We start from the raw sequence: 13,501 nt of genomic DNA, 5'->3' as shown, positions 1-13,501 counted from the left end.
ATGACGTCCGTCCCGCTCCAGGCCGGCCCCTCACCCACCGCGGACCAGGGCCTGCCGTTCAGCACCCCACCGGGGCCGGCACCCACGGTGTCCATCCAGGTCAACGCCCTCCAGGCGCTGGCCAGGCAGGTGTTCCTGTTCCGCCTGGCCATGATCGCGATCGGCACCCCCACCGCGATCGACAACTCCGCGAAGGGCCCGGCGAGCTGGCTCGTCGGCGCGGCCGTCCTGGTCACCTTCGTCGGCTCGTACGCCCTCTACCGCGACTGGGAGCGCTTCGGCCCGCTGCTGCTGCGCCACCCCGCGCTGCTCGCCGTCGACACCCTCTTCGGCGCGCTGCTCGTCTTCACGGCCACCCCGGAGTCCTCCGTCGGGTACGCGGTGGTGTGCACGCCGCTGCTCGCCGGGCTGCTCTACGGCTGGCGGACGGCGGGGGTGTTCGCCGCGGTGCAGTGCCTGGTGCTCGCCGCGTCCTACGGCGCCAACCGGGACCTCGACGCGAGCCTCGCGGCCTCGCTGCTGCTGCCGGGATTCTGCGTCCTGGCGGGCGCGGTCGGCGTGACCCTGCGCAACCTGATGCTCCGGATGGGCAGCGCGAGCCAGGCGCTCACCGAGACCAGGGCGCGGCTCGCGGTCAACGGCGCGGTGGAGGCCGAGCGCGCCCGCCTGGCCCGCGAGATGCACGACTCGGTCGCCAAGACCCTGCACGGCCTGGCCCTGGCGGCCGAGGGCCTGGCCGCGTCCGCCGACCGCACCGACCCGCAGATCGTCAAGCACCAGGCCGAGCTGGTCGCCAGGTCCGCCAGGCGTGCGGCGGCCGAGTCCCGCGAACTCCTCTCCGACCTGCGCCGCGAGTCGGGCCTGGACGGGGGAGTGGACGTGCTCGGCGAACTCTCCTCCCGCACCGCCGACTTCACCCGGCGCACCGGCCTGCGCGCCGTCTTCCTGCGGCTCGGCGACGTGCCCGTGCCGCAGGTCCCGCAGGCGGTGGCGCGCCAGCTCCTGACCGTCGCGACGGAGGCCATGGAGAACGCGCATCGCCATGCCCGGCCCGGCTACGTGGAGGTGAAGGCGGGCGTCGTGGGCGACGTGGTGCGCGTCAGCGTGTACGACGACGGGCGCGGGCTGCCCGCCGGGACCACCCTCGAAGAACTCCGGCGCGCGGGCCACTTCGGCCTCGTCGGCATGGTCGAACGGGCGGCCTCCATCGGCGCCCGCATCCGCATCGGCAAGGGCAGGGCGGCCAGGGGCACGGAGGTGCGGGTGGAACTGCCGCTCGCGGCGCTGCTCCCGGAGGAGACCCCGCAGGTGACGACGGGGCGCGTGCCGCCGCTGGACTGACCGAAGCACCCCACCCCCCCACCCCCCCCCGCATTTTCTTCCCCCCACTAGATCGAGAGGAGACCGCAGATGCCGGACGAGGCTTCCCGTACGACGGGTCAGCAGTGGGCGCAGCAGCCCCACGTCTCCCAGCAGACGCCCTCGTACCCCCCGCACGGTGCACAGCCCGCCCCGATGCCCGCGTTCCCCCCGGCCCCGCCGATGCCGCCGCCCGCGGCGCTGCGCGTCGTGGTGGCAGACGACAACCCGGTCGTACGGGCCGGCCTGGGCGTACTGCTCTCGGGCCGCGCGGACATCGAGGTCGTGGCCGAGGCGGCGGACGGCCGCCAGGCGTACGAGGCGGCGGTGCGGCTGCGGCCCGACGTGGTCCTGCTGGACGTGCGCATGCCGGGCGTGGACGGCATCTCGGCGCTCCCGCACCTGGTCGGGGTCGCGCCGGTCATGATGCTGACCTACAGCAGGGAGAGCGAGATCGTGCACGAGGCGCTGCGCCTGGGCGCGGGCGGCTACCTGGTGCACGGCGAGTTCACGGCTGACCAACTGGTCCAGGCGGTACGGGACATCAGGGCGGGCCGCGCGCACTTCACGGCGACGGCGGCGAACGCGTTGCTCCAGCACATGCGCCAGGGCCCCCCGACCGGCCCCGGCGCGGCGCTGCCAGAGGGCCTGGGAACGGCGTTGACGACGGCGCATGATGCACATGCACACGGTCGTGCACCGGTATCCGGACAGGGGTACGGGCCGCTGTCCGAGCCTGGACGAGTACCTGAAAACCCCCATATCCCGGGCCATTTGCCGGGCGTTCAGCCTCTCGACGGCATCCCGCCACAGGTGCGGCAGCCGCGAACACTTTCGCAAGTGCAATCACCTGTGGCACAGTCTTCGGCGATGGCGGGAGAGACGCGTGCCGCCGACCGCAAGGGCTTCGGACTGAGTTCACGGGAGGCGGAGGTGATGGACCTGATCGCGTCGGGCATGAGCAATCAGCAGATCGCGGCCACCTGTTTCATCAGCGAGAAGACGGTCAAGAACCACATCAACCGCATCTTCGCCAAGCTCCACGCGAGCACGCGCAGCGAGGCGATAGCGGTCTGGCTCGGCACGGCACACACGTCACCTGGGGGGAACGCGTCGTGAAGCGGCGACGTGCGGGGCGCACGGAGGACGCGGGCCGACGGGCCCGGAGCGGGACCCGGGCCGGCTGGGCCCGTGGTTGGGCCCGCGTTTGGGCCCACGGGCCCTCTGGTGCGCAAAGTGTTTCCGAGTACGTTTCTCGTGTCGCAAGCGGCACCGGCCAGGAGGAAGCCGGTAACGCCGACGGCACCACAGAGACTTACCCGTCGGCCGGATCGAGGTCGGCCGCACTCGGAGGGGAACACCATGAAGGTCACCTTGCTGAAGGCCGTGGAGAACACGAGGGCCTGGGCCCAGTTCCGCATGGACTACATGAAGACCAAGCCGAAGGGCCAGCGGGGCCAGGGCGCGGTCGAGTACATGGGCATCATCATCGTGGTCGTCGCGATCGTTCTCGCACTGATGCAGACCAACCTCGGCACCACCATCTCGACGAAGATCAAGACGGAGATCGCCAAGATCACCGGATAGTGGCAGCGCTGAGCGCTCCGAAGCACCGCGAGGCAGGGCAGGCTTTCCCCATCTACATCGTGATGGTGGCGAGCCTGCTCTTCCTCGCGTTCGTTTACTTCGCCGTCGGCCAGGCCTCCATGAAGAAGAACGAGGCCCAGACCGCGGCCGACGCGGCCGCGCTGGCCGCCGCCCAGGGCGCCAGGGACGGGCTGAGGTGGCCGGCCCTCTTCGACCTCGTCGCGTGGAAGGACCTCATCGAGGGGCGTGGTTTCGGCCACGGCTCCTGCGCCGAGGCCTCGACGTTCGCCGGCCGCAACGGGGCGAGCGTCGACGGGTGCGAATCCGGCTGGTCCGGGGGGCGTACGTACACGGTCAAGGTCCGCACCGACAAGACCGTCGGCGATTCGGTCATCGAGTCCACGAAGTCCACGAAGGCCACGGCGACCGCGACAGCGGTGATCGAGCCGCGCTGCCGGATCGAGGAGGACGAGGGCAGGAAGCCCGAACCCAGCCCGACGCCGTCGCCCGGCCCGAGCGGCCAGGACGGGGGCGAAGAGGAGGACGAGGGCGGGGAAGAGGTGTCGAAGTGGTACAAGTTCGTGTGCGACGACCGTGACGACATCTCCATCGACCCCGAAAAGCTCGACGACCTTCCGTCCTTGGCCGACCTCTTCTCCGTCCATCTGACCGGCCAGTAAACGAATGACAGCGAGAGGAGCGCGCTCATGCGTGCAGCCCTGACCCGAGTACGCCTCAAGAGGGCCGCCGTGGCTGCGGCTTCCGTGGCGATGGCCGTCTCCCTGACGGCCTGCGGGGGCGATGACGGGAAGAAGAAGAGCGAGGAATCCAAGGAGCGGACTCCGGCTTCCGCCGGGCAGAAGCCCAGTGCTCCCGCGGAGGAGGACGAATCCGAGGTTCTCGCCACCGTCAAGAACGCCGAAGGCGTGGAGATCGTGATCAACGCCGCCCGGCGCGACGCGGGCGGCTTCGTCACGGTGAAGGGCCGGGTGAAGAACAAGACGGGCGAGATCTTCGCCGCCCCCGGCTGGCAGGGCGACGAGCAGGAGCTGGCGGGCAACAGCGCCTCCATGGCGGGTTCTTCGCTGGTCGACAAGGCGGGCAAGAAGCGCTACCTGATCCTTCGCGACACGGACGGACGTTGCCTGTGCACCAAGTTCGAGGGGTTCACACCCGGCGCTGAACAGGCGTTCTACGCCCAGTTCCCGGCCCCGCCCGAGACCACGTCCGAAGTCGACTTCCAGGTGCCGACGATGCCCATCGCCACGATCAAGATCTCCGGGTGATGACACCCATGGATTCGAACGCCCCCACGCACCGCCGCATCGCACTCCGCGTGGCCGCGGCGGTGATGCTCAGCGCTTCGCTGACCGCGGCCGCATCGACGGCCGTCGCCGACGAGAACCCCACCGCGGCACCCAGCGCCGAACCCCCCGTCAAGGTCGACCCAGGCGCCGACGGCCTGATGCTCGCGGACGGCGCGTCCCTGGGCGACGTACGCGTGCTGGACATCAAGTCCGTGGTCGAGGAGTTGAGCGGCGACGAGCGCCGCTCGGAGACCAACACCGACGTCTCCTTCGCCCTCCAGGCCGAAGTCCTCTTCGGCAAGGACAGCGCGAAGCTGGGCGCCGCCGCGAACGCCCGCATCGCCGGCATCGCCGAGGAGATCAAGAAGCAGAACGCCAGGAGCATCCGCGTCTTCGGCTTCACCGACAACCTCGGTTCGTCCGAGCACGGCGACGTCCTCTCCAAACAGCGCGCCGACGCGGTGCAGGGCGTTCTGGCGAAGCAGGTGCCGGGCGTGACCTTCGAGATCCGGGGCTACGGCGAGGACTACCCCATCGCCGACAACAGCACCGAAGAGGGCCGCAAGAAGAACCGCCGCGTGGAGATCACTTTCCCGCGAGGCAAGGGCGACTAGGGCGCAGCGGCACCGCAGCGGCACACCAACGGGCCCGGCACCGCGTTCCGCGCGGCGTCGGGCCCGTTCGCGCGGGCCCCCGAGGTCCGAGGGGCGAGGGCCGTGGGGCGTCGGGCGGTGCCGTTGGGGTGGCGTGGCAGGAAAGGTGGGGTATTCGTCATTGTGGACATCCCTTCCGTCCCCGAACAATCGGAGTGCCGAGCGGCAACAGCCGGTCCACCCACGCCTTAAGGGGACGGAATGCAGATCGCGGTCCTGCTCTACGACAACTTCACGGCCCTCGACGCCATAGGCCCCTTCCAGACGCTCAGCGCCCTCCCCGGCGCCGAGGTCGTCTTCGTCGCCGAGCAGGCGGGGCCCGTCCTGGACGACACCCGCAGCCTCACGCTCGTCGCCGGGCGGGCGCTCGCCGACGTGGCCCGGCCGGACATCGTCGTCGTTCCCGGCGGCCCCGCCCCCGACGTGCGGAACCGGGCCGTCCTCGACTGGCTGCGCGCCGTCGACGCCACCTCCACCTGGACGACCTCCGTCTGCACGGGCTCCCTGCTGCTCGGCGCCGCCGGGCTGCTCGAAGGGCGCCGCGCCACCTCGCACTGGCTCTACCTCGACGCCCTCAAGGGGTACGGCGCCGACCCGACCGGCGAGCGGGTCGTGTTCGACGGCAAGTACGTCACCGCCGCCGGCGTCTCGTCCGGCATCGACATGGGCCTCACGCTCGTCGGCGGGATCGCGGGCGACGAACACGCCCAGTCCGTACAGCTGATGATCGAGTACGACCCCCAGCCGCCGTACGACGCCGGTTCCCCGGAGAAGGCCCCCGCGCGGATCGTGGAGCGGTTCCGGGCCGAGTTCTCCGCGTAGCCCGCCGAGAGTCGGGCGGGAAGGGCGGGTGCCACGGGGGTGCGCCCGTGCTTCCCGCCCTTTCCGCGCTTCCCGCCCCTCCCGCGCGCCGCCTCCCGTACGCGGTTTTCCGTCCGATCGCCCGGGGACCGAACCCTCTGCCCCACATCCACCTCTCTATTCCCAGTACTCCCCGACGCGGCCTGAAGGTTGTGGGACAAGGGCATTCTCAAGCCGGTCCCGGGCCCCACTGAGGCGTCCGAAGTGGGACCCTGGAGCGAGGGGAAAGCGGGAGGGCGAGCGGGGAAGCCAGGGGCGGAAGCCCGTGTGGGGAGCGTGTGGGGAGGAAGAGGTCGTGGTGGTGCCCCTGGGGGCCGTCGGACGGCTCGTCGGCGGTGAGGAGAAGGGCCGTTTCATCCGTGTCGACCTGCACGAGACCGGCGTCTACGTCCGGCTGGCCGACGACCCCGAGATGGAGCACGAGTGCGTCGGGGAATGGCTGGCCGACCGCGACGAGGCCGAAGAGGTCTTCGCGCGCAACGGCTGGCAGGTCGACTGGGGCACCGCCTGGCTGCGCGACGCGCGCATCACGGGCGTGCAGGGCATCTTCTACCGCCCCGAGGGCCAGGCGGGCGAGCCGGAAGCCGTCGAGTTCATCGTGGCCAGCGGCCGCTCGGTGGTGCTGACCTGCGGCACCGACTGGACGCTGCGCGTGGAGGCCGGAAGCTGGCCCTCGCTCCCCGTGTGGTGCGTGCCGCCGGTGCAGTGGGAGTTCCGCGACCTCTCGCAGGTTCCGCTGCCGTCCGACGAGGTCGGCGGCTGGGACGTCACGGGCATAGAGGAGCGCCGCGACGAGGCGGGACAGGTCCACGAGAGCGTCATCCACTGCGAGGGCGGGGTGTTCCGGGTGATAGCCGGGGACGTCCTGGTGGTCAACTTCAGCCCAGCGGTGCGCCGTTGGTGGTACGAGGGGGACTGTGTGCTGCCGCCCGCGCTGCGCAGGAGACCCGAGGCGCTGGACCAGCCGTACACCCAGTGGCGGGTCGGCGAGGCGCGCGGACTGCTGACGCTGCTCCTGGAGGACCGCGAACTTCCGCCGCACATAAGAGAGTTGAACCTGCCGACCGGCAGGATGCGCGAGGTCTGGGACGACATCCAGCGCGAACTCCTCGCCCGGATCCCCGAGGACGGCCGCTTCACCTGGGCCGACGTCGACGCGTGGGTGTGCGAACGGCGGGGGAGGGGCGAGGTGTACGGCCTCCAGGAGCGCGCCCTGGCCCAGGTGGAGGCCGTCCTGCTCGACCTGGTCCTGCTGCTGCGCGACGAGGCGGCGGGCTCGGTGTTCCGCTGGCTGCGCATGGCGGGCGACCCGGCGAGGTTCGCCCCCTGGGTGGTCCCGCTCGCGGAGCGGTGCGCGGCGGCGGGGATCGGCGCGATCGAGGCGGCGGCGCTGCTGGAGGAGGTGCGGGAGCGCACGGAGTGAGGACCGGGCGCGGGGATACGGGGATACGGGGGTACGGGAGTACGGGGACACGGGGGTACGGGATACGGGGATACGGGCCCCGGGTTGGGTCCCGGGGCCCACGCGTCCGGCCGCCCCGGTGACTAGCCTTCCGGCCATGTCGCACCAGGGGGACCACCCGAGGGATCCGCGTCGCACCCGCGGGCGTTCGCGCGCGAGGAGGGCGGGAGCGCGTACGGACACCCGCCTCGTCGGTCTGCGGAGGACGCAGTCGGGGCAGGGGGCCCTGGAGTACCTGGGCCTGGTGCTGATCGTCGCCGCCATCATCGGGTCCCTGGTGGCCACGGGCATCGGCGCGGAGCTGTCGCAGCGGATCGGCACGGAGGTGTGCAGGCTCACCGGCGGCGGCAACTGCGGCGGTGGCGACGGCGACGGCGGCGAGCCCCGGGCGCAGGGACCGGACGGCACGAAGGCGCCGGGAAGCACCGACGACCCGGCCTCCCCGGCGCAGATCGCCTACGACCAGGCGCTGAAGGAACTCCAGGACGCCAAGCGGGACGAGAAGTCCGACTCCGACAAGGCCCTGGAGGCGGCGAAGGAACTCGCCGACATCCTGGCCGAAGAGCTGGGCATCAAGGACGCGCTGGCGTGCATCACCCAGGGGGACATGGGCGCGTGCACGGAGACGCTGGTCAACGTGTTGCTGAGCCTGATCGGCGGGGCCGTCGCCAAACTGGCCAAGAAGTACGGCATGCCGTGGAAGTGGAAGAAGGCCGCCGGCCTGATCAAACGGCTGAAGAGGCACGGCGGCGACCTCTACGACGGCCTCAAGGGACTGATCAAGAACCGCAAACGGGTGGCCGAGGCCGAGGGGAAGCTCGCCGAGGCGCGCAAGAAGCTCGACGCGGAGAAGCAGAAGAAGCCCCACGAGCCCGACCCGAAGGACGACCCGAAGCCCGACCCGGACAAGCCCGACCCGGACAAGCCCGACCCGGACAAGCCCGACCCGGACAAGCCCGACCCGGACAAGCCCGGCGACTGCCTGGTCGGCCACAGCTTCCCGCCCGGCACCCCGGTCCTGCGCGCGGACGGGACCCGCGTCCCGATCGAGTCGGTACGGATCGGGGACCGCGTCCTCGCCACCGACCCGCGGCACGGCCGCACGGAGCGGCGCCGGGTCACGCACACCTTCGTCACGCACGACGACAAGGACTTCACCCGGCTGGGCACGGCGGCGGGCACGGTCACCGCCACGGACACCCACCCCTTCTGGCTGACCGGCGAGCGGCGCTGGGCGGAGGCGGGCGGCATCGAGGCCGGGGACGTGCTGCGGCTGCCCGACGGGTCCGGCCTCCGGGTCACCTCGGTCGCCCGGTACACCCAGCGGCAGACCACCTTCGACCTGGCGGTCGACGGCATCCACGCGTACTACGTGGGCATCGGGTCCGCGTCCGCCCTCGTCCACAACAACAACCCCTGCAAGGAGTGGCAGACCGATCCCGGCGTCAAGGGACCGGCGGCCGGGAAGAAGCTCAAGCCGCCGCACCCGCGCCACAGCGTGGCGGGCGCGCGCAACGGCATGGTGAAGGAGAAGAACACCGTCATCCTCAAGGGCAGGGAGGCGGACGTGGAGGCCGACATCCAGGGCATCGCGGAGGGCAGGGCCAAGCTCGTCGACAACGGCAGCGCGTACGAGATCAACGGCCGGAAGTACGGGGTGGAGGACAATGGCAGGACGTTCCCCATCTCGGGCAAGGGGCTCGTGGAGCTGGACAGGAACGAGTACGCGGCCCTGAAGGAGATCGCCAAGGCGGGCGGCAGGACGGACGTCCCGGCCCTGACGCGCAACCCACGGTTCGCGAACAACCCCGGAGTGGTGGAGAAGGCCAAGCAGGTGTACGACGGGACCTACAAGTGACCGGCCGAGTGAGCAGGCTGACGACGGGCCGAGTGAGCAGGCGGACGATCGGCCGGGTGGGCGACCGGTGATCTACAACTTCCTGACCGTGCGCCGACCGGCGCCGGACGAGATGGCGGCGGCGCTGGCCGACCTGACAGGGGTCACGGCCGCCGAGGTGGACGTCGCGGACGAGGACGCCGAGCAGGACGACCGCGACTGGGCGGCCCCGGTGCTCTGCGGCTACCGCCCGGTGACCGGTGACGTGGCGCTGAGCTGGGACGTCTACGTCTCGGACGCGGTGAGCGACCCGCCGAACGAGGCACGGGCCGCGCTGCGCCTCGCGGCGCGGACCGGGACGACCGTGCTGTACCCGGGGCAGGAGCCGGCCCCTTCGGCGTACTGGGCCGCCACGCCGGAAGGGACGGTGGCGCGGGTACGGGTCGAGGAGGCGGACGACGGGAGCGGCGGGCGCCCCGTCCTGACCGTGGAGGCGTCCGACGCCCCGCTCGCCCAGCTCCCCGGCGCCCGCGTCGGCCCGCTGCCGGAGTTCCACCGGGCCGAGCCGCTGGCCACGCCGGTCACCGACGCCTTCGCCGCCGCCACGGACCCGGAGGGCACCGCGCCCGCGCCGTCCCCGGAGAACAGGGCGCGGGAGGAGCTGCTGCTCTGGGAGCGGCTGGTGTCCCGCACGGCGTCCGGTTGGGCGCCGACGGGCCGCTATCCGCAGGAGCTGTACCTGGCGGACCTGCGGACCCGCGACCAGCTGGCCGAGCGGCTCGCGACGGCGCCCGACGGGTTCCGCGAGCGGCTGGCCGGGGCGGTGGACGGGCTCGACGCGGTGTTCCGCGCGCACACCGAGGACGACGGCGGCGCGCTGACGGGACGGCTGACCGGCTCGGGCCGGGCGGCGGCCGACCGGGGCTGGTGGTGGCGCCGCCGCCCGGCCGCGCTGCCCTGGGGGTGACCGGCCGGGCGCCTGCCTCCCGGGCCCGGCCCGGCGGGTGGGCCCGGGGCGGCGGGGACATAATCGGCGGCATGTCCCAAGATCAGCTCCACGCGGAACCGACGAGCCGCTCCGGCGGCCCGCGCCGCGCCCTGAAGGCCGCCGCCCCCGCCCTGTGGGGGTACGCGGCCACCAGGGCGGTCGGGCTCGTGGTCTTCGGCGCGGCCGCCGCGATCGCGGGGAAGGACGCCCACCACCTGCTGACCAGCCGCTGGGACGCGGTCTGGTACCGCCGCATCGCCGAGGACGGCTACGGCTACACGATCACGCTCCCGAACGGCGACGTCCACTCCGACCTGGCGTTCTTCCCCCTCTTCCCGATGCTGGAGCGGGGACTCGCCGCGATCACCCCGCTCGGCGCGGCCGACGCCGGGCTCGTCGTCTCCTGGGCCGCCTCGCTCGCCGCCGCCTGGGGCGCCTACGCGTGCGGCGCGCACTTCGCGGGCCGCAGGGCGGGGGTGCTGCTGGCGGTCCTGTGGGGCGTGTACCCGACGGCGTACGTCCAGTCCATGGCGTACACCGAGACGCTGTTCACGGCGCTCGCGGCCTGGGCGCTGTACGCCGTGCTGCGCGATCGGTGGCTGCTCGCCGGGGCGCTCACCGTCCTCGCGGGCCTCACCCGCCCCTCCGCCGCCGCGCTCATCGCGGCGCTGGGCATCACCGCGCTCGCGCACGTGGTGAAGGAACGCCGCCTCCCGCCCCGGATGGCGGCCGGGGTGCTGCTCGCCCCGCTGGGCTGGCTCGCCTACGTGGTGTACGTGGGGGTGGAACGGGGAAGCGCCACCGCCTACTTCGACGTCCAGGGACAGTGGGGCAACCACATCGACGGCGGGGTCGCCCTGGCCCGGTTCATCGTCGGGCTGCCCCCCGCCGCGGCGCTCGGGCTGTGCGCGGCGCTGGCGCTGCTGGTCTGGGTGGTCGTCCTGTGCGTACGCCAGCGGCAGCCGTTGCCGCTGCTCGTCTACACGGTCGTGCTCGTGGCGATCTCGCTCGTCGGCTCGGGCTACTTCGGCTCGCGGCCGCGCCTGATGATGCCCGCGTTCCCGCTGCTCCTGCCCGCCGCGGTGGCCCTGGCGGGGCTGCGCACCAGGAACGCGGCGCTTACGGTCGGCGCCCTGGCCGTCGCATCGGCGGCGTACGGGGCGTTCACGCTGCTCGGTTCGGGCCCGCCGTAAGGGAGTTGGGCCCTCGGGGCCCATGCCGGGCGCGGGGCGCGGTTGTTACGGTGCGTGCCATGACGGTGCGTGCGGTACGGCAGACGGTGGTGGCGGCCGCGGTGGCCCTGGTGCTGGGGCTCACGGCAACGGCCTGCGGGGGCGCGGGGGAGTCCGGGGGCTCCGACGACAAGAGCGGTACGAGCGGGAAAAGCGGCACGAGCGGGGAGAGCGGTACGAGCGGGGAGGCCGGTTCGTCCCCCGCCGGTTCGTCCGCCGGTGGCCCGTCCGCCGGTGGCCCTTCCGCCGGGGCCGGGAAACCGAAGGGGGCCGCCGACCGGCCCGTGAGCAGCGGCCGGGTCCCGACCGCGGCCGAGCTGGCGAAGCTCGTCCTGGCCACCGGCGACGTACCCGGCTTCGAGGTCTCGCCGGTCGAGGGCGGCCAGGCCTCCGGCACGGAGCGGTCCGAGGAGCCGGAGTGCGCGCCGCTCGCCTCCGTGATCAACGGCGTGCCGGGCCCGGGGGCGAGCGCGACCGTCACCCGGGTGCTGACGGACGCGTCGCGGGAGGGCGAGGAGGACCAGACGGTCGTGACCGAATTCCTCTCCGCGCACACCAGGGCCTCGGCCGGGGCCGTCCTGCGGGACGTGTCCGCAGCGGTCGACGCGTGCCGCAAGGGCTTCACGACCAGCGGCGGCGACGGCCCGTCCACCTACGCCGAGGTGAAGAGGCTGCCCGACCCGCAGGCGGGCGAGGAGTCACTCGCGTACCAGGTGACCGGGGTGCTGGAGGGGGAGCGGGTCCCGCTGGTCTTCCAGCTCGTACGCCACGGGGCCACGCTCACGGTCCTCTACACGGCGAACTTCGTGAACGCCACCACGCCCGAGCTGCCGACGGAGCTGGCGGCGGCGCAGGTGGCGAAGCTGCCGTAGCGCGCGGCGCCGACGCGCGGCATCGGCTTGCGGCCGGACCTCCGCGGCTCAGACCCGCACGGTCAGCCGGGCCCCCGGCACGACGCCCCACCGCTCCATCGCCCCGGCCTCCGACTCGATCACGTGGCGCGCGCGGAGGCGGGGCAGCCCGAGGCGGCCCGGCCGCATGGTCCGTACGGCGACGACGGAGAAGTTCTTGTCGAGGTACGCCACGTCGATGGCGAAGCGCATCCGGAAGGTGTGGACCCCGCTGCACGGGGTCAGCATCAGCGCCCCTTCGATCCCGTCCCGCCCGAGCAGCCCGCGCGTCCGCGCGCGGTAGGAGGCGGCGATCTCCAGGGGTACGGAGGTTCCGCCGTCCTGCTCCCGCTCTCCTCGGACCGTGAGTCCGCCCTTGCCGTCACGCCACTTCTTCGCCATGCCGCAGACCGTAACGCGGGTGCCGCGGGGCGCGCTGTGGGCCCCCGGGCCTGGGCCCCAGGGCCCATGACCGCCCGGCCGGGCAGCGCCTAGGGTCTTCGGCGTGTACGTCATGCTGATCGCCGTCGCCACCGTCTGGGGCGCCGCCACCGGACTCCTCGTCCCGCGCGCCGCGTACCGGTTCTCGGTGGAGCCGGAGGAGCGGTGGCGCGGGACGTGCCCCGGCGGGCACCCGTTCACGGGCCCGGCGGGCGGCTGGCTCGGGCGCGCGCGGTGCGGGGCGTGCGGGGTGCCGGGGGCGGGGGGCGCCGCTGCGGGCGGGAGCCCGGGGAGCGCCGTCGGCCCCGCTCCGGCGAAGGGTCCCGTCTACGGGCGTCCCGCCGTGCTCGTCCCGGCGGTTTCCGCGCTCTCCTGCGCCCTGCTCGCCGCCGCCACGGGCTTCCGGCCCGAGCTGGCGGTCTGGCTGCCGCTCGTGCCGTTCGCCGTGCTCCTCTCGGTCGTCGACCGGCGGGTGCACCGGCTGCCCGACCACCTGACGCTGCCGCTGGCCGTCGTCGTCCCCCTGCTCCTGGGGGGCGCCGCGCTGCTGCCCGGGGCGGGCGGAGCGTGGACCACGGCCCTGCTGGGCGGGCTCGCGCTGGGCGGTGCGTACTTCGTGCTGTTCCTGATCAACCCGAACGGCCTCGGCTTCGGCGACGTCAAGCTGGCGGTTCCGCTGGGCGTGGCGCTCGGCTGGTACGGCTGGGACGTCCTGTTCGCGGGGGCGTTCGCGGGGTTCCTGTTCGGCACGGTCTACGGGCTGGGGCTGATGGTGTCGCGGAGGGGCGGCCGCAAGACGGCGATCCCGTTCGGACCGTTCATGATCGCCGGCGGGATGGCGGGAATGCTGCTGGGAGCGGTGACGTCGTAGACCGGGGGCGGGG

At 73.0% G+C, this 13,501-nt stretch carries 14 protein-coding genes; 13 read left to right on the top strand and 1 reads right to left on the bottom strand.

The genetic code is table 11. The features are described 5' to 3' along the window. From ACIBNE_RS20705 to ACIBNE_RS20650, 12 genes are all read left to right on the top strand, one after another. Positions 1–1,341, top strand: coding sequence for a sensor histidine kinase (locus tag ACIBNE_RS20705; protein WP_399273535.1), 1,341 nt, complete (start codon positions 1–3; stop codon positions 1,339–1,341). A gap of 69 nt (positions 1,342–1,410) precedes the next feature. Beyond that, entirely contained in the window at positions 1,411–2,478 is a 1,068-nt protein-coding gene (locus ACIBNE_RS20700) for a response regulator (protein WP_399273533.1), read from the top strand. A gap of 243 nt (positions 2,479–2,721) precedes the next feature. Next, positions 2,722–2,946, top strand: coding sequence for a hypothetical protein (locus ACIBNE_RS20695; RefSeq protein ID WP_399273532.1), 225 nt, complete (start codon positions 2,722–2,724; stop codon positions 2,944–2,946). Beyond that, positions 2,946–3,626, top strand: a complete 681-nt coding sequence (locus ACIBNE_RS20690) for a pilus assembly protein TadG-related protein (RefSeq protein ID WP_399273530.1) — start codon at positions 2,946–2,948, stop codon at positions 3,624–3,626. The genes ACIBNE_RS20695 and ACIBNE_RS20690 overlap by 1 nt, the downstream gene beginning before the upstream one ends. A gap of 27 nt (positions 3,627–3,653) precedes the next feature. Beyond that, complete coding sequence (locus ACIBNE_RS20685) at positions 3,654–4,232, top strand: hypothetical protein (RefSeq protein ID WP_399273528.1); 579 nt, start codon at positions 3,654–3,656, stop codon at positions 4,230–4,232. A gap of 8 nt (positions 4,233–4,240) precedes the next feature. Next, positions 4,241–4,867 (top strand): OmpA family protein, encoded by a 627-nt coding sequence (locus tag ACIBNE_RS20680; RefSeq protein WP_399273526.1) that lies wholly within the window; start codon positions 4,241–4,243, stop codon positions 4,865–4,867. Positions 4,868–5,107: 240 nt separating this feature from the next. Further along, complete coding sequence (locus tag ACIBNE_RS20675; RefSeq protein ID WP_399273524.1) at positions 5,108–5,728, top strand: DJ-1/PfpI family protein; 621 nt, start codon at positions 5,108–5,110, stop codon at positions 5,726–5,728. Between the two features lie 334 nt (positions 5,729–6,062). Beyond that, positions 6,063–7,190: a hypothetical protein gene (locus ACIBNE_RS20670; protein ID WP_399273523.1), complete on the top strand. Its 1,128-nt coding sequence runs from the start codon at positions 6,063–6,065 to the stop codon at positions 7,188–7,190. A 136-nt stretch (positions 7,191–7,326) separates the two neighbouring features. Next, on the top strand, positions 7,327–9,087 hold the full coding sequence (locus ACIBNE_RS20665; RefSeq protein WP_399273522.1) for a Hint domain-containing protein: 1,761 nt from the start codon (positions 7,327–7,329) through the stop codon (positions 9,085–9,087). 67 nt (positions 9,088–9,154) lie between these two features. Continuing rightward, the gene (locus tag ACIBNE_RS20660; RefSeq protein WP_399273520.1) at positions 9,155–10,033 is read left to right on the top strand and encodes a hypothetical protein; all 879 of its coding nucleotides are present in this window, start codon (positions 9,155–9,157) and stop codon (positions 10,031–10,033) included. 71 nt (positions 10,034–10,104) lie between these two features. Beyond that, entirely contained in the window at positions 10,105–11,247 is a 1,143-nt protein-coding gene (locus ACIBNE_RS20655; protein WP_399273518.1) for a hypothetical protein, read from the top strand. Positions 11,248–11,306: 59 nt separating this feature from the next. Beyond that, positions 11,307–12,158 carry a hypothetical protein gene (locus tag ACIBNE_RS20650; RefSeq protein WP_399273516.1) on the top strand — a complete coding sequence of 284 codons (852 nt, stop codon included), beginning with the start codon at positions 11,307–11,309 and terminating at the stop codon, positions 12,156–12,158. Between the two features lie 48 nt (positions 12,159–12,206). Here ACIBNE_RS20650 and ACIBNE_RS20645 read toward each other — a convergent pair whose 3' ends face one another. Further along, the gene (locus ACIBNE_RS20645) at positions 12,207–12,578 is read right to left on the bottom strand and encodes a DUF192 domain-containing protein (protein ID WP_399273514.1); all 372 of its coding nucleotides are present in this window, start codon (positions 12,576–12,578) and stop codon (positions 12,207–12,209) included. Positions 12,579–12,681: 103 nt separating this feature from the next. On the opposite strand from ACIBNE_RS20645, the gene ACIBNE_RS20640 reads away from it, so the two are divergent. Next, entirely contained in the window at positions 12,682–13,488 is an 807-nt protein-coding gene (locus ACIBNE_RS20640; protein WP_399273512.1) for a prepilin peptidase, read from the top strand. The last annotated feature ends 13 nt before the right edge of the window (positions 13,489–13,501 follow it).

It is taken from the genome of Streptomyces sp. NPDC050504 (assembly GCF_044458065.1).
Taxonomy (GTDB): domain Bacteria; phylum Actinomycetota; class Actinomycetes; order Streptomycetales; family Streptomycetaceae; genus Streptomyces.
Note: the sequence above shows the minus strand (reverse complement) of the source record. Positions and strands in the feature narration are given on the sequence as shown.

What these genes read in the sequence shown, in the direction of transcription:
- ACIBNE_RS20705 (WP_399273535.1), top strand. Translation starts at nt 1, where the DNA reads ATGACGTCCGTCCCGCTCCAGGCCGGCCCCTCACCCACCGCGGACCAG.
- ACIBNE_RS20680 (WP_399273526.1), top strand. Translation starts at nt 4,241, where the DNA reads ATGGATTCGAACGCCCCCACGCACCGCCGCATCGCACTCCGCGTGGCC.
- ACIBNE_RS20650 (WP_399273516.1), top strand. Translation starts at nt 11,307, where the DNA reads ATGACGGTGCGTGCGGTACGGCAGACGGTGGTGGCGGCCGCGGTGGCC.
- ACIBNE_RS20685 (WP_399273528.1), top strand. Translation starts at nt 3,654, where the DNA reads ATGCGTGCAGCCCTGACCCGAGTACGCCTCAAGAGGGCCGCCGTGGCT.
- ACIBNE_RS20655 (WP_399273518.1), top strand. Translation starts at nt 10,105, where the DNA reads ATGTCCCAAGATCAGCTCCACGCGGAACCGACGAGCCGCTCCGGCGGC.
- ACIBNE_RS20695 (WP_399273532.1), top strand. Translation starts at nt 2,722, where the DNA reads ATGAAGGTCACCTTGCTGAAGGCCGTGGAGAACACGAGGGCCTGGGCC.
- ACIBNE_RS20665 (WP_399273522.1), top strand. Translation starts at nt 7,327, where the DNA reads ATGTCGCACCAGGGGGACCACCCGAGGGATCCGCGTCGCACCCGCGGG.
- ACIBNE_RS20675 (WP_399273524.1), top strand. Translation starts at nt 5,108, where the DNA reads ATGCAGATCGCGGTCCTGCTCTACGACAACTTCACGGCCCTCGACGCC.
- ACIBNE_RS20700 (WP_399273533.1), top strand. Translation starts at nt 1,411, where the DNA reads ATGCCGGACGAGGCTTCCCGTACGACGGGTCAGCAGTGGGCGCAGCAG.
- ACIBNE_RS20645 (WP_399273514.1), bottom strand. Translation starts at nt 12,578, where the DNA reads ATGGCGAAGAAGTGGCGTGACGGCAAGGGCGGACTCACGGTCCGAGGA.